The organism is Antarctobacter sp. (assembly GCF_048262615.1).
Classification (GTDB): domain Bacteria; phylum Pseudomonadota; class Alphaproteobacteria; order Rhodobacterales; family Rhodobacteraceae; genus Antarctobacter.
Window position 1 is genome coordinate 1 of record NZ_JBLXFB010000022.1, and the last position, 19,190, is coordinate 19,190.

Annotated in this window: 16 protein-coding genes, 1 pseudogene and 1 CRISPR repeat array; of the genes and pseudogenes, 5 read left to right on the forward strand and 12 right to left on the reverse strand. The window is 63.2% G+C overall.

Annotation, left to right across the window (positions count from 1 at the left end; all coding sequences use genetic code 11):
* The coding region (locus ACN0S5_RS18855) for a DUF2493 domain-containing protein (protein WP_417210311.1) at nt 1–375 on the forward strand (375 nt) is incomplete at its 5' end.
* Nucleotides 376–503: 128 nt separating this feature from the next.
* Nucleotides 504–1,068: direct repeats of the CRISPR family, unit length 32 nt; unit sequence GTTTCGATCCACGCCCCCGGGTGGGGGGCGAC.
* 181 nt (nt 1,069–1,249) lie between these two features.
* Here the strand turns inward: ACN0S5_RS18855 and cas2 are convergent.
* The 7 genes from cas2 to cas3 all read right to left on the reverse strand — a co-directional run bounded on the left by cas2 (nt 1,250) and on the right by cas3 (nt 9,170).
* Nucleotides 1,250–1,540, reverse strand: coding sequence for a CRISPR-associated endonuclease Cas2 (gene cas2, locus ACN0S5_RS18860; protein WP_417210312.1), 291 nt, complete (start codon nt 1,538–1,540; stop codon nt 1,250–1,252).
* 1 nt (nt 1,541) lies between these two features.
* The gene (gene cas1c, locus ACN0S5_RS18865) at nt 1,542–2,576 is read right to left on the reverse strand and encodes a type I-C CRISPR-associated endonuclease Cas1c (protein ID WP_417210313.1); all 1,035 of its coding nucleotides are present in this window, start codon (nt 2,574–2,576) and stop codon (nt 1,542–1,544) included.
* A complete protein-coding gene (gene cas4, locus ACN0S5_RS18870) occupies nt 2,573–3,208 on the reverse strand; it encodes a CRISPR-associated protein Cas4 (protein WP_417210314.1) in 636 nt (211 codons plus the stop codon). The genes cas1c and cas4 overlap by 4 nt, the downstream gene beginning before the upstream one ends.
* Nucleotides 3,208–4,155, reverse strand: coding sequence for a type I-C CRISPR-associated protein Cas7/Csd2 (gene cas7c, locus ACN0S5_RS18875; protein ID WP_417210316.1), 948 nt, complete (start codon nt 4,153–4,155; stop codon nt 3,208–3,210). Before cas7c ends, cas4 begins: the two co-directional genes overlap by 1 nt.
* Nucleotides 4,152–5,921, reverse strand: a complete 1,770-nt coding sequence (gene cas8c, locus ACN0S5_RS18880) for a type I-C CRISPR-associated protein Cas8c/Csd1 (RefSeq protein ID WP_417210317.1) — start codon at nt 5,919–5,921, stop codon at nt 4,152–4,154. Before cas8c ends, cas7c begins: the two co-directional genes overlap by 4 nt.
* On the reverse strand, nt 5,918–6,616 hold the full coding sequence (cas5c, locus tag ACN0S5_RS18885; protein WP_417210318.1) for a type I-C CRISPR-associated protein Cas5c: 699 nt from the start codon (nt 6,614–6,616) through the stop codon (nt 5,918–5,920). Before cas5c ends, cas8c begins: the two co-directional genes overlap by 4 nt.
* 325 nt (nt 6,617–6,941) lie before the next feature.
* Entirely contained in the window at nt 6,942–9,170 is a 2,229-nt protein-coding gene (gene cas3 / locus ACN0S5_RS18890) for a CRISPR-associated helicase Cas3' (RefSeq protein ID WP_417210319.1), read from the reverse strand.
* 576 nt (nt 9,171–9,746) lie between these two features.
* Between cas3 and ACN0S5_RS18895 the strand changes: the two are divergent.
* Nucleotides 9,747–11,110: pseudogene (locus ACN0S5_RS18895) on the forward strand (ISNCY family transposase).
* Nucleotides 11,111–11,303: 193 nt separating this feature from the next.
* Here the strand turns inward: ACN0S5_RS18895 and ACN0S5_RS18900 are convergent.
* The 5 genes from ACN0S5_RS18900 to ACN0S5_RS18920 are packed head-to-tail and all read right to left on the reverse strand — an operon-like array spanning nt 11,304 to nt 15,894.
* Complete coding sequence (locus tag ACN0S5_RS18900) at nt 11,304–12,008, reverse strand: alpha/beta fold hydrolase (RefSeq protein WP_417210320.1); 705 nt, start codon at nt 12,006–12,008, stop codon at nt 11,304–11,306.
* 4 nt (nt 12,009–12,012) lie between these two features.
* Entirely contained in the window at nt 12,013–12,801 is a 789-nt protein-coding gene (locus ACN0S5_RS18905; protein WP_417210321.1) for an HpcH/HpaI aldolase/citrate lyase family protein, read from the reverse strand.
* Nucleotides 12,795–13,637: an FAS1-like dehydratase domain-containing protein gene (locus ACN0S5_RS18910; RefSeq protein ID WP_417210322.1), complete on the reverse strand. Its 843-nt coding sequence runs from the start codon at nt 13,635–13,637 to the stop codon at nt 12,795–12,797. Before ACN0S5_RS18910 ends, ACN0S5_RS18905 begins: the two co-directional genes overlap by 7 nt.
* 2 nt (nt 13,638–13,639) lie before the next feature.
* Nucleotides 13,640–14,734, reverse strand: a complete 1,095-nt coding sequence (locus ACN0S5_RS18915; RefSeq protein WP_417210323.1) for a CaiB/BaiF CoA transferase family protein — start codon at nt 14,732–14,734, stop codon at nt 13,640–13,642.
* Nucleotides 14,734–15,894, reverse strand: coding sequence for an acyl-CoA dehydrogenase family protein (locus ACN0S5_RS18920; protein ID WP_417210325.1), 1,161 nt, complete (start codon nt 15,892–15,894; stop codon nt 14,734–14,736). The genes ACN0S5_RS18915 and ACN0S5_RS18920 overlap by 1 nt, the downstream gene beginning before the upstream one ends.
* Before the next feature lie 117 nt (nt 15,895–16,011).
* Here ACN0S5_RS18920 and ACN0S5_RS18925 point away from each other — a divergent pair, with 117 nt between their 5' ends.
* The 3 genes from ACN0S5_RS18925 to ACN0S5_RS18935 all read left to right on the forward strand — a co-directional run bounded on the left by ACN0S5_RS18925 (nt 16,012) and on the right by ACN0S5_RS18935 (nt 19,062).
* Entirely contained in the window at nt 16,012–16,944 is a 933-nt protein-coding gene (locus tag ACN0S5_RS18925) for a LysR family transcriptional regulator (RefSeq protein ID WP_417210326.1), read from the forward strand.
* A 202-nt stretch (nt 16,945–17,146) separates the two neighbouring features.
* On the forward strand, nt 17,147–17,359 hold the full coding sequence (locus ACN0S5_RS18930) for a CoA transferase (protein ID WP_417210328.1): 213 nt from the start codon (nt 17,147–17,149) through the stop codon (nt 17,357–17,359).
* Nucleotides 17,360–17,559: 200 nt separating this feature from the next.
* Nucleotides 17,560–19,062, forward strand: coding sequence for a fumarate hydratase (locus ACN0S5_RS18935; RefSeq protein ID WP_417210417.1), 1,503 nt, complete (start codon nt 17,560–17,562; stop codon nt 19,060–19,062).
* Nucleotides 19,063–19,190 lie beyond the last annotated feature (128 nt).

The window sequence follows — 19,190 nt, forward strand, 5'->3', positions numbered from 1 at the left end:
GAGGTGATGCTTCCCGCCGGCCCCAAGGTCGCCCTGACCGGCGGGACCGATTTCAACGATCACCGCCTGATCTGGGGCAAACTCGACCAAGTCCGGACCAAATATCCCGACATGGTTCTTCTGCATGGGGGCAGCCCCAAAGGTGCAGACCTCATCGCCGCCAAATGGGCTGAATCCCGGGGCGTGACGCAGGTCGCCTTCAAGCCTGACTGGACCAAGCACGCCAAGGCCGCGCCCTGCAAGCGCAACGATGCGATGCTGGATGCGCTCCCGGTAGACGTCCTCGTCTTCACCGGGATCGGTATCCAGGAGAACCTCGCCGACAAGGCTTCGAGGCTCGGCATCCCGGTCATGAAGTTCGAGAAGGGGGCGTGAGACAGCCCCTGTCAAACTATGGCTTTGGCAAAGCCGCGTAGGACCGGATCGTATGGCTTTCGGTCCTGCCATGTGCGCCAGAGAACACGCAACCAGGCGCCTCCCTGGACGCGGATTGCGTACCGAAAGTTTCGATCCACGCCCCCGGGTGGGGGGCGACGCATCGTTCTGGATCGTTGTTCCGCGCCGGTGTTGTTTCGATCCACGCCCCCGGGTGGGGGGCGACGGGCGGCGCGACAGAAGGTCGTCCGCTACCGCGCGTTTCGATCCACGCCCCCGGGTGGGGGGCGACTGGCGCGCTCGACCGGATGGGCGCGGTCATGGAGGGTTTCGATCCACGCCCCCGGGTGGGGGGCGACCGCCGACCGGCAGCGGCAGACCGCGCTCCGGGTTGTTTCGATCCACGCCCCCGGGTGGGGGGCGACCTCAGTCCCGCACCGCCCATGCCGTCAATACGGAGTTTCGATCCACGCCCCCGGGTGGGGGGCGACCCGCCCTTCCGACATGGTTAATCTGGACGACGTGACGTTTCGATCCACGCCCCCGGGTGGGGGGCGACAAGGTGCGGGTGATCAGCACCCACAACGGCCATCTGTTTCGATCCACGCCCCCGGGTGGGGGGCGACCCGACGCCGAGGTCGGCGGGCTGGGATCGGGCAAGGTTTCGATCCACGCCCCCGGGTGGGGGGCGACTCCCTAAGGATAGGGGGTTAGTTTGGCTCAGTAAACCGAGGTGAGGATGCGAACCTGCGGGCAGGTGAGGTAAATGGGTTGCCTTCCTGCCGCGAGGTTCCAAAGGTGTTCAACGATTTCAAAGAGCTGTTGGTCCTGCGAACCTAGGCGGCATGCAGGACACGCTTCACGTTCGCAGGGCTCAGAGGATGAGCGGCCCGTTCAGGTCCATCGCGGGCTTGGCGCCGACGTGTTCAATGCGGCGCTGCCAGTTGGCACCGAGGTAGTAATAGCGCAGCGAGTCATGTTCGACCGCGATGATGCCCTCAAGGCGCGCCTTCAGTTTCGTCCATTGCGCCGGGTCGACCTCGATCTCGAAAACCGAGAACTGGACGCGCTGGCCGAAGTCCTCGCAGGCCTTTGCCACGCGGCGCAGGCGTCGCTTGCCGCCTTCTTCGAGTGTGTTCACATCGTAGGTTACCAAGACAAGCATCTCAACTCCAGAACCAAGGAGGATAGGCGTCGATGTCGCTGCGCAGGTGGCGGGCAAGCAACTGCGCCTGAAGGTAAGGGACGAGGCCGAAGGGGGCCTTTTCCTCCAGGAACGGGTGGCGGCGCTCTTCGCGCTTACGCTCTTGCCAGGCGGTGAGGACGGCCTTGCGGGCGTCGTCGGTCAACAGGACCGCGCCGCTTTCCATGCGCCGGAAATCACCCGAACGCAGCTGCCGGCGGTTGACCAGCGACAGGGCGAGACGATCGGCGAGGGGCGCGCGCAGTTCCTCCATCAGGTCGAGCGCGAGGCTGGGGCGGCCGGGCCGGTCGCGGTGGAGAAAGCCCACGGCGGGGTCGAGGCCGACCGCCTCGCAGGCGGAGCGGCAATCGTGCGTCAAGAGTGTGTAGAGAAAGGACACAAGCGCGTTCATCGGGTCGAGCGGCGGGCGGCGCGAGCGGGTGGTCCAGCGCAGGTCCGGGTCCGGCGAGCGGATCAGGTGATCGAAGACAGCAAAATAGATCGTCGCTGCTTCGCCTTCGGAGCCGCGCATCGCGTCGGTGGTGCTGTCGGAGAGTTGCACGCGACGCAGGATCCGGGCCATGCGATCGCAGGCGGCGTCCAGCGCCTGCCGTTGTGCGGCGGGCATGTCGGTGGCGTAATCGCGCAGGTGGCGGCGCAAGACGGCGCGCTGGTTCGACACCTTGCCGAGGACAAGGGAGCGAACGATGTCCTCCGGGCTGTCGGCCAGGCGGTATTGTGCCCGGCGCAACAGGACGTTGCCGGACATCGGTCCTTCGATCCGGGCTTCGAAGCGACCGTTGCGACTGAGAAGCGCAATGGCGATGCCGCGCCCGGCACAGGCGGCGATCAGCGCCGGCGTCAGCAGGACCGGGCCGAAGGCGACGAGGCCGGTCAGCATGTGCAGCGGGATCCGGGTCTTTTCGGCGCCTTCGACCTCGGCCACCAGCGTTTCGCCCTGCAAGCGCAGGGCGGCGCCTTCGGTGGTCACGTAAACGGTGTTCAGAAGCTTCTTCATGGCTTCAGGAGTCTGTCGAGCGAGGCGTCGCGCCAGGCGCGCACCGGACGGGCGACGGTGTCCGGGCGGCAGAGCTCCAGCAGGGAGCAGGCCCGGCAGCGGGCGCGGTGCGGCGTGGGCGGCGGGGTGATGCCGGAGTTCAGGACGCGGGAGAGATCGTCCACCGTCGTCTCGGTCAGGCTGCGCAGGTCAGTGTCGAAGGGGACGGTGACCCGGCGCTTTGTCTGAGCGTAGAAGAGCGCACCTTCGGGCACGGGCTGACCGGTCATTTCCTCGAGACAGAGGGCCTGCGCACAGAGCTGGACCTCGTCGGCACGATGCAGTTTTGGCTTTCCGCGCTTGTACTCGACCGGGAAGGCGCGTTCGGCGTCGTCGGTGGTCGTGAACTCCACCAGGTCGGCGGTTCCGGTCAGGTTCAGGCGGGCAGAGGACAGCGGCAATGAGGAGACCCGCCGCACCCCGCGCCCTGACCGCCGCCCGCCCTTGTCCGTCACGGCGTGCAGGACATCCCCTTCGGCGGTAAACCGGTTGTCTTCCCAGAGTTGTTCCAGATGGATCAGGGCCGCCTGGCGCAGGCAATAGACCGCGTGTTGCACCGCCGATATCGGGATCGGTTCGGCGGTACCTGTCATCACAGGATCTCGCGGATCTCGACGCCCTCGGGCAGGCCGTCGCCGTCGATCTCGATTCTGTAGTCACGGAAGGCCCGCGCCGGAGCGAGGTTGCCCAGCCCGCGGTCATCTAGGTCGCGATAATCACCGTCGACATTGCGCCCGATGCTGACCCGGTCGAACAAGACATGTGCCGGCGCGTTGCCCAGAGCATTGGCGTGCGAAAAGGCGATCAGCTTGCGCGTCGTCATCTCGCCGCGCGCGGCAGAGCGGTCGTGTTCGAACATGTTGACGAGTGCTTCGTAGAACAGGTCGAGGTCGGCGTCGGAAAAGCCCGTGCGTTCCGCGAACTTGGCCGAGATGAAGCCATGGGCCACGTAAAGCCCGTAGGGCACGATGTGCTTGCGGCCCATGGTGCGGTTGTCAGTGCGTTCGTCGCCATCCTCACCTTCGGCACGCTTCTTTTTCTCGGCCTCGTTGGTGGCGGCCATGCGGGTGATGGAGATCTCGACCGGCAGGATCGGCTCGACCGAGCGGGCAAAGGTCATCTGCACCGGCCCCTTTACCTGGCCGCAATTGATCCCGGTCGACATGACGGCACCAAAGGTCCGCACATCGAAGAAATTGGCGCACATCCAGTCACGCAGCTGCTTTGCCTCGTCGTCCGACTTGGGGTTCAGTTTCTTGTCGGTGACCTTGTCGGCCCCGCGGACGGCGACATAGGCCTCACGGTGCTTCTCGTTCAGGATCGAGCCCTCCTGCACGTAGATGTGGTGACCCGTTTCGCCGTGCCGGGCGAGGTCGACGTAGTTGCGGATCTTGCGCTTCAGGCTCACGTCCGTAACAAGCCCGTGACTGGTCTCGGGGTCGAGGCGGGGCAGGTTGCCCGCATCGGGATCGCCGTTCGGGTTGCCGTTCGTCACGTCGAAGATCAGCACGAAGTCATGGCGCTGGGACAAGGTGGTCATTGGTCGGTCTCCGGGCTGGTCGTTTCGTCACGCTTGCGGAAGAATTCGGAACGCTGGTGGTAGTAGCCGATCCCGAAGAGCGCCTGTTCGGCAGCCGCCAGGGAGGCCGGGATAGGATCGTCTGCCGGGTCCATCAAGTCCGTGATGGACCCGAGCAGCTTTTCGAGGTTCACGGCGCGGCCGGGGCTCGTTTTGTGCAGCTTCGAGAAATGGTTCTGCGCTCCGGAGTCGAGCGCGCGGTACACCTTCTGCGGGGAAGCGGAGGCCGCTCCGTAGAATTTGTCCTTTATGGTGGCATTAACATTGCCGCCAAGCGCCGCGCGCTGGACCTCTTCGTAGACGGCAAAAAGCCGTCCGAGGATATAGCCCTTGTTTGTGTTCGCGGGGTCAAGCGCCACGGGAACCTCCCTTGCAAGATTACGGATGAGGACGGATTTCAGGATGGCGGCGCGCAGGGCGTTGATCTGCCCGTCGCTGCGGATGCGTATCAGTACACTCGACATCAGCGTGAGCGGATAGGGCGCGCCGGTCAGGATCGCGCGCATCCAGTCGCCCGCAATCAGCGGTGGCACGTTTTCCCGCTTTCCTTGAGCGGCCAACTCCACCAGATAGCGCCAGAGCGGCGGCCAGCCGTCGCGCGGAGCCGGGTCGAGGCGCATGTCCTCGACAAACCTTTGGTAATGCGCGGTGAGACGACCGAAATCGTCCTGCCACCAGAACCGGACTGACAGCCGCGCGGCATTCGGCGCGAGGCCCAGCACATTGAACCGAACACCTGCGGCGAGGCGAGGTTCGACCTGATCGAGGGGGCGACCCTGCCGGATCAGCCCCAGCTGCGCCGCGATCTGTTTCGTGGCCATGGTTTCTTCGCCGGCTCGATCCTGGTCCTTGTCGAAGTATGCACTGAACAAGTCCTCGGCCATTGCCGCCTGTTCCGGGTCTTCTGCATCCGCCCAGAACACGGTCGAGGCATCGCCGATCTGGATGCGGTGGCCGCTGTCCCGGTCGAGAAAGCGGTTGAGCGCGGTGGTATAGGCAAAGGCCGCGGCTTCGGAGACGGGGGCGTTGTCGCCCTGACTGTGACCATAGGATTCATAGGCGTCATCATTGAAGGAAATCAGGGCCATCTCGCTCTTGCCGCCTACGCCCGACATACCTTTGATCGGCGGGTGCGTTCTGGCGATTTCCGATACCTCACCGTTCACGAGACAGATCGCAGGCGTCGTGCTTTTCCCTTCCACGGCGACCCACAGGTGTCTATTGCGCTTCCAGAATGACGTTGCTGTGCCGTTCTCGTGGAGGAAGTGATCCCGACGGCTGTCGTTGCAGGCAAAGACGACTCCATTGGTCGGGAGATCGTCGGCCTGAAAGAAACGCGTGACTTGGGCGGGATCCCAAATTCGCAGGAACACGCAAAAGGCTGAGATCTCGGGATCATCGAGATCCGAGAGGTATTCCAGATGCTTGTCTCGAAACGCGTCGAAGCGGGTGTCGGCGTCGTTTGTCAGTTTTCCGGCGCCCAGGGCGTAGTTGATGTTGTCCCAAAGGAAATTGGGACGCGGTGTCTGACCCGAACGTTTCGGACAGGCCGGAACGATCATGTTGACGGGTGTCCGCTTGTTGTCGGCTGAGCGCCTGTCGACAACATCGACAATGGCTCCATCACTGGACAGGACCACGACAAAGCCGATCTTCTCCGTTGAATAGCCAAAGGCTGGCGCATCCATCCGGTCATAGGCGCGCACCAGCGAGGCGAGGATGCTCATCGCAGCACCTCGGGGCTGTCGGGCGGGGGCACCGTCATGACGCCGTCCACCAGCCGTGCGCGGAAGAACAGCGAGGGGCGGCCTTGGGCGGCGTGGTCGATGTCCCAGAGCATCAGGCCAAGGTCGCGCGGGCTATCAAAGCCGAGGTCGGGTGTCATGGCATCTGGCGCGCGGTCGGGCAGGGGGGCGCCCGGCGGGATCAGCTCGAACGCAGCAGCGAACTCGCGGGTGCCGAGGCAGGGCTGGTGAAAACACTGCCCACGCCCGGCGCGACGGTTGAAGATGTCGAGGTGCTTGCCCTCGGTATCGTCCGCCCCGGCTCGCAGGGTCATCTCGAAATGCGCCTCGATGACGTAGGACGGGTTCACCAGCACCGTGGAGGCGCGCTGCTGCCGATCCTCGTCGACCAGCAGTTGCAGCCCGCCCACGTCACCCCGGTTCATCGCCTTCCTGATGCTGCCGGCCGGGACCTTGTGGCCGACCTCGTTGCGGCGGATCGACTGAAAGCGGATCGGTTCCAGCACGTGGATACGGTCGATCACCCAGCGGATCGCCGGTTTCCAGTGGATCGCCTCGAGAATGCCGCGCGCCGCAGACGGGGTCATGACGTCATAGGTGACGCGCTCGACCTTCAATTCGGGGCGGGTGAAGAGCGCGTGGCGCCCCTGAACATGGAGTCGGATGCCGTAAGTCATTGTTCTAACTTCCCTCTAGGTGGATAATCTGAAGGTGAAGACTCATCTGACGGGCCGGTTAATATTCACTTCAGCGATATCAATTTTTCTGGTGCGGCAAATCACGGTACGGTGCGTTCACCGTTGGTTCGCAATGGGACTTCCATGAAGCGGAGACAGTATGCTCTGCGGCTCCGGATCGGCAATTTCACGATTGCGCTCGAGCTTGACATTGAGCCGCCATAGCAAAGGCGCATGTCGTGAGGTTGGCCTTGTGTGAATAGAAACACTCCGGCGATGTTATGCATTTGCAGGTTTCGCCGCCGTCCTCCGGGCGGCGGCTTTTTTATACCACCCATTGATCCACCCCTAGGTATTCGGCCTGTTCCCACCAGAGTCCGAAATCCTCCCGGTAGAGTGAGCCTTCCTTCAGGACAAAGAACTGATCGCCACGAATGTCGCTCGCCTCGAAAGCCCCCTTGCCGTTGACCCGCAGCAACTCGCGCGCCTTTTGCGGGATCTGGACGGTGTAGGATTGCAGGGCACGGGCGAGCGTGCCCGAGGGCACGGCTTCGAGGGAGAGTTGCGCGATTGCCCTTGCCGCCGTGTCGTCGCCGGAAATGATCACCGGCACCATTGGGCTGTCGATCATGCGGTATTGTTCGGCCAAGGTGCGAAACGGAAAGTCAGTGCCAGATCGGGCGAAAATCATGCTTTTCGCCATTTTCTCGCCCATGCGATCTGCCCCAACGGTCCAGTACACCTCGTTGAACCAGTCACAGATCGCCTCTGGCGACAGCAGGTCCTGGAAACGGGTCGCCGTGCCGCGCATCGCCTTGGCCAGTTGCGCCACCTCTGGCGGCGGGGCGTTGTCCGGGGCTTCGAACACCGTGAGGACCGATGCAGCCAGCGGGCGCTTGCCTTCGCGATTCACCCGGCCTGCCGCCTGGATGACGCTGTCGAGCCCTGCTTCGGCGCGCCAGCCCAAGGGGAAATCCAGATCGACCCCCGCCTCGATCAGGCTGGTGGCGATCAGACGGCAAGGCTGTCCCGACTTCAGCCGCGCACGGATGTCCGCGATGATCTGGCGACGGTGCGCCGGGTATTGCCGCGTGGTCAGATGAACCAGTCCGTCCAGCCCGGCAGCCTGCGCCGCCCGGAAAAGGTCCAGCGCATGTTTACGGCTGTTGACGATGACCACCCCCTGGGGCGTATCCGCCAATGCCGCCACGAGCGCCGCGTCATCCATCACGGCCCCGGTGCGAATGACGACGCGCCGCAGCTTCTGCGCCAGCCCGACCGGATCGGGGGCCAGTTCCCGGTTCTCCAGCGGCAGGCCGCCCTGTTTCAGTTCCCGGCTGTCGAAGGCCGGTTGGGTCGCGGTACACAGGATCACGGTGCAGCGGTAGTGCGCGGCCAATGTGTCGATCATCGCCAGCGTCGGCATCAGCAGGGAACGTGGCAGGCACTGCGCCTCGTCGAGCACGATGACCGACCCCGCAATGTTGTGCAGTTTGCGGCAGCGCGAAGGGCGGGCCGCAAAAAGGCTCTCGAACAGCTGGACGTTGGTGGTGACGACGATGGGCGCGGCCCAGTCCTCCATCGCCAGCCTGAGCTTGTCGCGTGCTTCGGCGCCTTGCCTGTCGCTGTCGATGGCGCTGTGATGCTCGAGGACGACATCTTTGCCCAAAACCTTGCGGAACACCGCCGCCGTTTGGTCGATGATCGACGTGTACGGGATGGCGTAGATGATCCGACGGCAATGGTGGGCGGCTGCATGGTCCAGGGCAAAGCCGAGCGAAGCCAATGTCTTGCCGCCGCCGGTGGGCACGCAAAGCGTGAAAAGACCTAGTGGCAGGGTCGCCTGAGCGCGGACATGAGTGAGGATTTCGGTCCGGGTGCGGTTCAGGTCCGATCCTTGGCCACCAAGCCCCGCCATGAAGGCATCGAACCGCTGTCGAAGATCCGGCAGGACGTCGGCCAGAGCGGGCCAGGTGCGATCCCTTTGCCGCCCTTCCAGTTGGTCGTAGAATTCCTGCGTGTCGCGGAAATCGGCGTCCACGAGGCAGGAAAACATCATCCGCACGGCGACCGAGGCATCGAACCCCAGTTTCGGGCCGGGGCGGCAAAGGCCCATGATCTCCTTCGCCATGGCCGGGAAATCGACAGGGAGATGGTTGCGCCACTCTGGATCCAGCGGCGGCGCGGGGCGGGCCAACCGGCGGTCCATGCAGGCATCGGTTTCGCCCGACTTGTCCGGCAGCCCAGCGTGATGACCAAGGATCGCGTAGGCCAGGGCTTCGGCCACCGGTTGCACGCGATCCTCCTGCGCTAGCAGCTTGGCTCCGCCCGCTGTCGAGTGATCTACGCGCACTGTCTCGTTGCACAGGCGCCGGTCGAATGCGGGGTCGTATTTTCCCAGATCGTGAAATTTCCCCAGAACCTCGGCGCAGGTTCCAAGGTTGAGAAGGTCCGCACGGTTCCGTGCCAACGCCGCGACCTGCTCCAGATGCTCGGGCAGAATTTGCCAGTCGGATCTGTCGCCCGGCGTTCCGGAATGAGCGTAGTGCGGCATGCGTTTTACCTGCCTTGCTTGCATTTCACCCGATGAATCTCGCACCGTTTTGTCGAGTGGATTCTGATTCCATGCCATCTTCGCAAACACCCACGACAAAAGTTGTCATGCTGAGTGAAATGCCAAGAACTATTCCCTTTTGCTCGCAGGGCGGCTCAGCATGGTGCCATTGTACACCGTCTGGTCAGTGTTGCTCTGGCGGCCCGTGAAGCAGAATCACGCCCAGAAGATCGCTTGTCGGCTCCGCAAGCCCGGTAATATTGCCGCGAGACACCGGGATGCCATCTCATGGAATGTCGGCCTGAACGCGTCGGTCATGCGCCGTCGTGTTTCGGAGTCGGTCGATGCCATGGTTGCCGCATTTTGACGTGCAACGGAAAATATCGTGTCCCAAACAGGCGCGGCATCCGCGTTGGACGAACACATCGCCAGCCTGGGGGAAACGGAACGCCCTGAGTGGATGAGTTACATAAAACGAATTATCGGCGAAAATACAGTGTAGCCGCAAAGCTAAAATGTCACCCATGAGCAATTCAGGAATGTCACTCTCCCCCGAAAGACTGAGGTAGATCGGACATGGGATGGGTAATGATGAGCGAGCGCGAGTTGAACCGCGTGGAGGTGTTGGCGCAGGTCGATGATGGCCGGCTGACGGTAGACAATGCTGCGAACCTGTTGGAGCTGACACGTCGGCAGGTTTTCAGATTGCTGAAGCGATACCGCCAAGATGGCGCGGCGGCAATCCGGCACAGGGCGCGCGGCCAGCCTCCGAACAATCGGATCCACAAAGCCAAACGAGATTACGCGCTGTCGCTGATCAAAGAGGCCTATCCGGACTTTGGGCCGACCCTGGCGGTGAGATGCTGGCCGAACATCACGGGTTCAAGGTGTCGCGCGAGACGCTGCGCAAGTGGATGCAGGAAGACGGTCTTTGGCTCTCGCGCAAACAGCGCCGGACGTTTCATCAGCCCAGATTACGCCGGGAGTGCTTTGGCGAGCTCATTCAGATCGATGGCTCAGAGCATCGCTGGTTCGAGGACCGGGGTGATCCCTGCACCCTGCTCGTGTTCATTGATGATGCCACCAGCACGTTGATGGAACTGCGCTTCGTCAAATCAGAGAGCACGTTCAGCTATTTCGAAGCATTGGAGCGCTATCTGACGGCGCACGGCCGCCCCGTTGCGTTCTACAGCGACAAGCACACGGTCTTCCGCGTCCCCAAACCCAACGCGCACATGACCGGCATGACCCAGTTCGGGCGCGCTTTGGCAGAACTCCAGATCGAGATTCTCTGTGCCAATACCAGCCAGGCCAAGGGCCGCGTGGAACGTGCGAACCGGACACTGCAGGATCGTCTGGTCAAGGAACTGCGCATCGCTGGCATCTCGGACATGGAGGCGGCTAATGCTTTCCTCCAGCGCTTCATGGAGCGCTATAACGCCAGGTTCGCCAAGCCCGCTGCCCGTCCGGACAATCTGCACCGCGCGCTGAACGTCGCACCAGATCGGTTGGCCGAGATCTTCTGTCTGCGCAACAAGCGCTATGTCAGCAAGGACCTGTCCCTGAAGTACGCACGCAAGCGCATCCGGTTGGAAGTGAATGATCTGACGCGCGCGCTGGTTGGCAAATATGCCGATACATACGAGTTCCCGGACGGGCGCATCCAGGTTCGGCACAATGGCCTCGCCCTTCCCTGCACCATCTTCGATCCGCACCAGCAGCGCGTCACCCACGCGGCGATCACCGACAACAAGCACCTCAGCGCAGTGCTCGCCCATATCAAAGCCGAGCAAGGCAAGCTGGCTGCCACCGCCGAAGTGCGCCCGGAAAGCGCCCGCAACGGATACCGGAAGAACGGACGCCGTAACACGGGTTGGAATACCCTCGCCGACCGCAAACGCATCGCCAAAAGCAAAGCCAGCCAGGGCTGCGATATCTGAGGTCTCCGCCCTGTCAGGCTTTGCTCCCGTCGCCGTCCTTGGTGACACTTCTGCTTTGTAAACCGGGTGACATTTCTACTTGGTTGCAACAATACAGCGGGCCACGCTGTCATTGCTGGAGGCAACTCCGACAACGGTCGCTTGCGTTGCGACCGTCATATTTTGGCGTTGACCCAAATACGCGTTCTGACCTTCAGTGGTCCTTGCGTACCAATAGCGCACGCAGCGCGCGGGACACAGCCGCAGGTTGCTCGATGGGGGTCAGGTGCCCGCTCCCCGGCACGATGACGAGTTGGGAATTGGGGATCGCAACGGCCATGTCGCGATGCACGGTCGCGGGCGTCCATGCGTCATGCTCGCCGCACAAAATTAAAGTGGGGCAGGTGATGCTGCCAAGCGAGGCCCGGCTGTCGGGGCGGTCGATGCCGCTTTGACGGATAAAAACATCCGGGCCAAGGCGTTTTGTCATGGCGCGCACGCGGTCAGCCATCGCCGCGTTTTTGAGGTTTTCCGGCGCGAGGTAGCTGCGCAACATCCGTTCGCCAAACCCGTGGAACTTGTCATGGGATCTTGCGGTTGCGACCAGCCGGGCGCGCTCGGCCGCGCGATCCGGATCGTCCGGCAGGGGCGTCGTGTCGAGCAGTGCTAGGTGGCTCACCCGTTCGGGCGCGCGGCGCATGATCTCCAGCGCGACGATTCCACCCAAGGAAAAGCCTGCCAGCGCAAAGCGAACCTCGGCGCGGGCAAGGACATCCTCGGCCAAAGCCGCCAACGTTTCGCTCTGCGTGATATCGGCCACTTCGGGCCGCGCCACGTCGCTCAGGGCGGCGACCTGCTCGCGCCAGAGATCGGCATCGTTCAAAAGCCCCGGAACGAGGATGAGCTGCGGCAGAGACACGTCCCTACTCCGGCGCGGCGGCAAGGATGGCCCGCGCCCTGATACGCACCGGCTCATCGACCATGGCACCATCCACAGAGACGGCACCGTCACCCGAGGCAAGGACCCGCTTGGCCCAGGAAATCTCTTTTTCGGACGGAGCAAAGGCGCGTTTGACCTCGGCGATCTGTTTGGGGTGGATGCAAAGCTTGCCGGTCATCCCAAGATCCCGTGCATGGCCCGCGTCGTCACGGGTGGCCGCAAGATCGTCAAGCTGCACCGTGACCCCGTCGATCGGCGACGCGATACCGCCCAGACGGGACGCCAGCACCAGTTCGCTGCGCACCGGCAGCAGGATGTCGCGCAGATGGGCACACCTGAGGTCGGCGCAGAAATCGACCGACCCGAAGGCAAGACGTTCGACACCCTTGACCGTCGCGATGGCGCGGGCATTGGCAAGGCCAAGCGCGCTTTCGATCAGGGCGATGACGGGCAGCCCCGGCAGCGCCGCGACAACCTGCGCCACAGTGTCGGGCGTTTCGGATTTCGGCAGGATGACGGCGGCAAAGCCCGCGCCGGTCACGGCGGCAAGGTCGGCTGCGTGCCAAGGCGTGCCAATGGCATTGATCCGCACGATCACCGGCAGGTCGGTGAACCCGGCATCCAGCGCGGCGCGTGCCGTATCCTTGTCGGCGGCGGCGACGGCATCCTCAAGATCGAGGATCACCGCATCCGCACCGCTCGCCGCAGCCTTGCCAAACCGTTCCGGCTTGGAGGCGGGCACAAAAAGCGGCGTTGTGAGAGAGCTTACCATTGTGCCATTGCCTCCATTGCGACGGGGCCACCGGTGCGGGCGGTCCAGAGTTTGAGCGCGTCGCCGTCTTCCGCCGCGTTCACCGAGAAACCGGCGTTGTCGAAGATCGGCGAGAGTGAACGAAAGGCAAAGGACTTTGGCGCCTGCCCGCGCAGATCGGCGGCGAACTGGCACAGCATCGTGGCCTGCATCGGACCGTGGACCACGAGGCCGGGATAGCCTTCGACATCAACGCAGAACGGTCTGTCGTAGTGGATGCGGTGGCCATTGAAGGTCAGCGCGGAATAGCGAAAGAGCAGGGTCGGGCTCGGGTCTACGACACGCGCATGCTGACCGGTAGCCGCAGGCGCAAGGTCGGCCTTGGTCTTGCCCGCAGGCGTCTTGGGGATGTCGCGATAGACAATGTCCTGACGCTCGCTCAGCACGGCGCGCCCGTTGGCCGAAACCTCATGGCGGACCGTGACAAAGCACAGCGCGCCAGAGCGGCCTTCCTTCAGTTGAACATCCGAGATCGTCGAATGGCGCGTGACTTCTTCGCCGATGCGGATGCCGCTGTGAAAGGTAAAGGCACCACCGGCCCACATCCGACGTGGGCGCGGCACTGGCGGCAGAAAGCCACCCAGCGCGGGGTGACCGTCGCGGCCCAGTTCCGACATCGGCGCGATGGGCTGGGCCAGGCACAGGTGTATCAAAAGCGGTGCCTCGTCCCCCTGCCCGGTGCCGGAAGAGCGATCGAAGGTGGCGTTGAACTGACGCACCAGCGTGGAAGAGACAACTTCGCTGTCGCGTTGCTCGCGCCCGATCCAGCTTTGCAGCTTGGCGATATCTATTTGCATCGTCACCCCTCCAGCGGTTTCAGGCCGGGTACGGCCCCGTAGCGACGTTCTTCGCCGACAAAACGCGCGGCGGGAGCCGGAAAGCTGACCGGCCCGTTCGGGCTGTCCACGGTGATACGGCGCAGATGCGGATGCTCTGACAGGCCGGCCATGTCGTTCACCGACGCCAGGGCAATACCCGTGGCCGAAAGCCGTTTCAGAGCCGTGGCGGAATCCATCTGGCCGAAGGCCGCCGCGACCATGGCATCTGTTTCCGCGCGGTTGTTGACGCGGGCGACGTTGGTGGCGAACCGTGGGTCGCTGGCCAACGCGTTGTCGCCGATGAAATCGCGGCACAGCATCCGCCACTCGCGGTCGCTTTGGATCGCGATCAGGATGGCTGGGCCGGATTTGGGCTGAAACGCGCCGTAGGGCGCGATCGAGGGGTGCGCCAGGCCGATGCGCTTGGGGGGTTTGCCGCCTTCGTGGTTCAGCAGCGGAACGGTCAGCCAGTCGGCCATGACGTCGAACATTGACACCGATATTTCGGCCCCCTGCCCCGTTATGCCACGGCGGACCAGCGCCTCGAGTATGGCCGAATAGGCCGTCGCGCCGGTCGCGATGTCGACGATGGAAATGCCCACACGGGCAGGTTCGGACGGACCACCGGTCAGCGAGCAGAGTCCGCTTTCGGCCTGAATCAAAAGGTCATATGCCTTGCGGTCCGCCATGGGGCCATGGTCGCCGTAGCCCGAAATCGAACATGTGATCAGGCGCGGATGGTCTTGGCGCAGCCCGTCAGTATCAAACCCGAGTTTCGCCAGAGACCCCGGCTTCAGGTTTTGGATCAGGACGTCGGCCTCGGCTATCAGCGCCTCAAGTGCCCGCTTTCCCTTGTCGGATCCGAGATCCAGCGTCAAAGCCTCCTTGCCGCGGTTGAGCCAGACAAAATAGCTGGATTGCCCCTTGGCCACATCGTCGTAGCCGCGGGCAAAGTCGCCTTCGGGGCGCTCTATCTTGATGACTTTGGCCCCGGCGTCGGCCAGCTTGGAGGTTGCGAATGGAGCGGCAACGGCCTGTTCGATGGCAACAACGGTAACACCTTCGAGCGGCAGCATCAGAACGACCTCGGCATGCCGAGAATGTGCTCGGCAACATAGGACAGGATCAAGTTGGTCGAGATCGGCGCGACCTGGTAGAGGCGCGTCTCACGGAACTTGCGCTCTACGTCGTATTCGTTGGCGAACCCGAAGCCGCCGTGGAACTGAATGCAGGCATTGGCCGCTTCCCAAGAGGCTTTTGCCGCGAGATATTTCGCCATATTTGCTTCGGCGCCGCAAGGCTTGCCGGCATCGTAAAGCGCGCAGGCCTTCCAACGCATCAGGTTGGCGGCCTCGACCTCGATGAATGCCTCGGCAATGGGGAATTGCACCCCCTGGTTCTGGCCGATCGGTCGGCCAAAGACTTCACGTTCCGACACATAGGCGGTGACTTTGTCGGTAAACCAGTAGCCGTCACCGATACATTCCGCGGCGATCAGCGTGCGCTCGGCGTTTAGCCCGGTCAGGATATACTTGAACCCCTTGCCCTCTTCTCCGATCAGGTTCTCTTCGGGGATCTCGAGGTTGTCGAAGAACAGTTCGTTCGTTTCGTGGTTCACCATATTGGCGATGGGATTGACGGTCATTCCGTTCTTCATCGCGTCCTTGATGTCGACAAGGAAGATCGACAGACCTTCGGACTTTTTCTTGACGTCCGCCAGGGGCGTGGTCCGCGCCAGCAGGATCATGTAGTCAGAGTGCTGAACGCGGCTGATCCAGACCTTTTGACCGTTCACGACGTACCGACCATCTTTCTTGACCGCAGTCGTCTTGATCTTGGTGGTGTCAGTACCCGTGGTCGGCTCCGTCACGCCCATCGACTGAATGCGCAGTTCGCCCGAGGCGATCTTGGGCAGGTATTTTTGCCGCTGCTCTTCCGAGCCATGACGCACCAGCGTGTTCATATTGTACATCTGGCCGTGGCAGGCACCAGAATTGCCCCCTGCCCGGTTGATTTCCTCCATGATCACCGAAGCCTCCGCCAGACCCAGCCCAGAGCCGCCATAGTCCTCGGGGATCAGGGCACCCATCCAGCCCTCGCGGGTCAGGGCATCAACAAATGCCTCTGGATAGGCTTTTTCTTCATCCACCTTGCGGTGGTATTCGGCCGGGAATTGCGCGCAGAGCGCCTTCACGCCATCGCGGATGTCTTGATAGTCGTCGTCGAGGAAATTCATGAGCCGGGGCCTCCCGTTGCCAAGCCGTGTCTGTCGAAACGTAACGCGAGGCGTGACATTCAACAAATATATGTTTTAGATGCCAATCATACATTCCAGGTATGACTGGCCAACACCATGGATTTCCGTCAGCTGCGCTATTTTCTGGCCATCGCTGAGGCGGGGTCCATCACGCGCGCCGCCGAACATGTCGGCGTCGCGCAGCCAGCACTGTCGCTGCATATCAAGACCATGGAGGAAGAACTGGGCACGCAGTTGCTGATCCGAAGCAAGTCGGGCGTCGCCCCGACGGAAGCCGGCCAACTCCTGATGCAACGTGCCCGCGCCATTCTGGATGATCTTGCACGCACTGAGGATGACATTCGCACGCTTGACAGCGACCCCATGGGCGAAGTCCGCATCGGCTTGCCCGGAACCATCAGCAACATCGTCGCCATGCCGCTGATCAAGGCGGTCCACACGCGCTACCCACGGATCCGGCTCAACATAGCCGAAGCCATGAGCGGCTTTATCGCAGGCTGGCTGGAAGAGGGTGTTGTCGATCTCGCCGTGCTTTATGAGCCATCGCGCTCGCAAGGCATTGCCTCAACTCTGCTTTTGGAAGAAGAGCTTGTGGTTCTGTGGCCCGGTGAGACCGATTGTTTGGCTGAAATGGGCCTGTCCGGGCTTCGGGACTTGCCGATGGTCTTGCCCAGTCGCGCGCACGGGCTGCGTCTCTTGGTGGATCGCGCCTGCGCCACGCTTGGCTTTTCGCCCAACGTGGCGTTGGAAATCGACAGTTATGCGAATATCAAACGGCTGGTTGCGGAAGGGTTCGGCGCGTCGATCCTGCCGACCCACGCGGTCCTGCCAGAAACACATGCCGGGACATTGGCCATCAGTCACATCGCTCCGCCCGGCCTGTGGCGCGGCGCGTGGCTGGTTCATCCGTCAGGACGCCCCGCCACCAGAGCGAAAGAGGCTGTTCTGTCGCTCACGACCGAAATTGTGCGGTCCCTGATCGCGGACGGCACATGGGCGGCCGTGCGGTCCACGCAATCCGACCTGTAAGCAGCCAATGCCGCTTGCCGATCCGTCGAGAACCGGCTTTGACCGCGGCACCTGCGCATGGCTTCGGACTCCGGTTCGGAAGGCAAGGTGCTGATCGACGAGACCTCGCGCCTGTCCTTGGCGGAACCGGTCACGCGATCGCTTGCCTCAAGCGACCGGGCATTTTCCTCGCCGGTCTGTCACAAAGGCATGCGCGCCTTTTTTGCCAAGGAAGGCCCCGGAGGGCCGCCGGGCCCTTGAGGGGAACGTTGCAGAGGCGGACGCGGTCATGACCAACCTGTACGGCGATCCGCCCGGCCAGCTTGGTCTGACCCATCCGGGACTGAAACACGTCAAAGAGGATCTCGGCTGCCTGCACGTTTCGGCCTATGGGCAGGGAAATTCACGGGGCTCCTGCCCGTGGCCCCGATCCTGAGCCTGCCCGCCGCGTTGCAGAACCCTTTCGTGACCGAAGCCGAGATGATAATCCATATTCCGCATCCCGACCGCCCCAAGCTGCGGCTTCTGGCCAATCCGATCCGGTTCGACGGCGGACGCCTTGGCCAGAGCGCCGGACCGGCCTTTGGCGCACAGACCGGGAAAATACGTCTTTCCGGAAAAGGACAAATGTCAGGCATGACCCGCCCCCAGATCACCGAAGCGCACGTCGTGGACTCGATCCACGATGCCTTGCAGTACATCAGCACCTATCATCCGCCGGATTTCATCCGTGGTATGGCGCGGGCCTGGGATCTCGAACTTAGCGCGCCTGCCAAGGCCGCAATCGGGCAGATCCTGATGAATTCCCGCATGGCTGCCTTTGGCCGGCGGCCGATCTGTCAGGACACCGGCGTCGCCAATGTGCATGTCCGCCTTGGCGTTGAGGCGCGCACGGCGTGGCGGCGCAGTTTGCAGGACCTGGTCGACGAGGGAACGCGCCGCGCCTATCTGTCCGAAACCAACCCTCTGAGGGCCTCGATTGTTGTCGACCCCCTGTTCGGACGGCGCAACACCGGCGACAACACCCCGGCCATGCTGACCGTTGAACTGGTGCCCGGTGATCAAATGGAGATCACCGTTTCGGCCAAAGGCGGGGGGTCCGAGAACAAGACGAAATTCGCGGTTCTCAACCCCTCTGACTCGGTGTCCGACTGGGTGGTCAGTACCGTCGAGACGCTGGGCGCAGGCTGGTGCCCGCCCGGTATTCTGGGGCTGGGCGTCGGCGGTAGCGTCGACAAGGCGATGGCCCTGGCCAAGCAGGCCCTGAACGAGCCGATCGACGCGACCGAGTTGCGTCTGCGCGGCCCGTCCACGCCGGTTGAAGAAATGCGGCTTGATCTGATCGACCGCATCAATGCCACCGGTCTGGGCGCGCAGGGGCTGGGCGGCGTCACAACCGTGCTCGACGTCAAGATCGCGACCTTTCCCACCCATGCCGCCTCGCTGCCGGTTGCCCTTGTGCCGAACTGTGCCGCCACCCGGCACGTGAAATTCACCCTTGATGGCCACGGTCCCGCGCAGCTGGAGCCGCCCGCGCCGGATCTCTGGCCGGACATTGACACAGCCGATGCCACGGTCGGCGCGCGGCGCGTTGCCCTCGATACGCTCACCCGAGAAGAGATTGCCCGCTGGCGTATCGGTGAGACGGTGCTCCTGTCCGGGCGGCTGCTGACCGCGCGCGATGCCGCACACCGGCGGCTGCAACAGATGCTGGCGCGCGGTCAGGAGGTGCCGGTCTCTTTCCGCGATCGCGCGGTCTATTACGTCGGTCCGGTCGACCCGGTCGGCGCCGAGGTCGTCGGTCCTGCCGGTCCCACCACATCGGGGCGGATGGACCGCTACAGTGAGATGATGCTGGGCGATCTGGGGGCCGCGTTGCTGATTGGCAAGGCCGAGCGCAACGCCGAAACCGAGGCGCTGCTTGCGCGGCATCGCGCGGTATATCTGATTGCCGTCGGCGGGGCCGCTTATCTGGTATCGAAGGCGATCACTGCCGCGCGGGTCGTGGCCTTCGACGATCTTGGGATGGAAGCGATCCACGAATTCGAGGTTCGCGACATGCCTGTGACCGTTGCGGTCGATGCCGCGGGCAACTCTCTCCATCGCAGCGGCCCGTTTCAGTGGCGCCGCCCGGCCTGACTTGGTCGGCAACGGATTTTCCCCTGCGTCTTCTCGAAGGTCTCCCTGCACTTGCCAGCGAACATGTTGTCGCCGTCCCGCTGGCGTCCTGCCGGGGGGCCGTTGCCCGCGTCATCAAGGTTGAACGT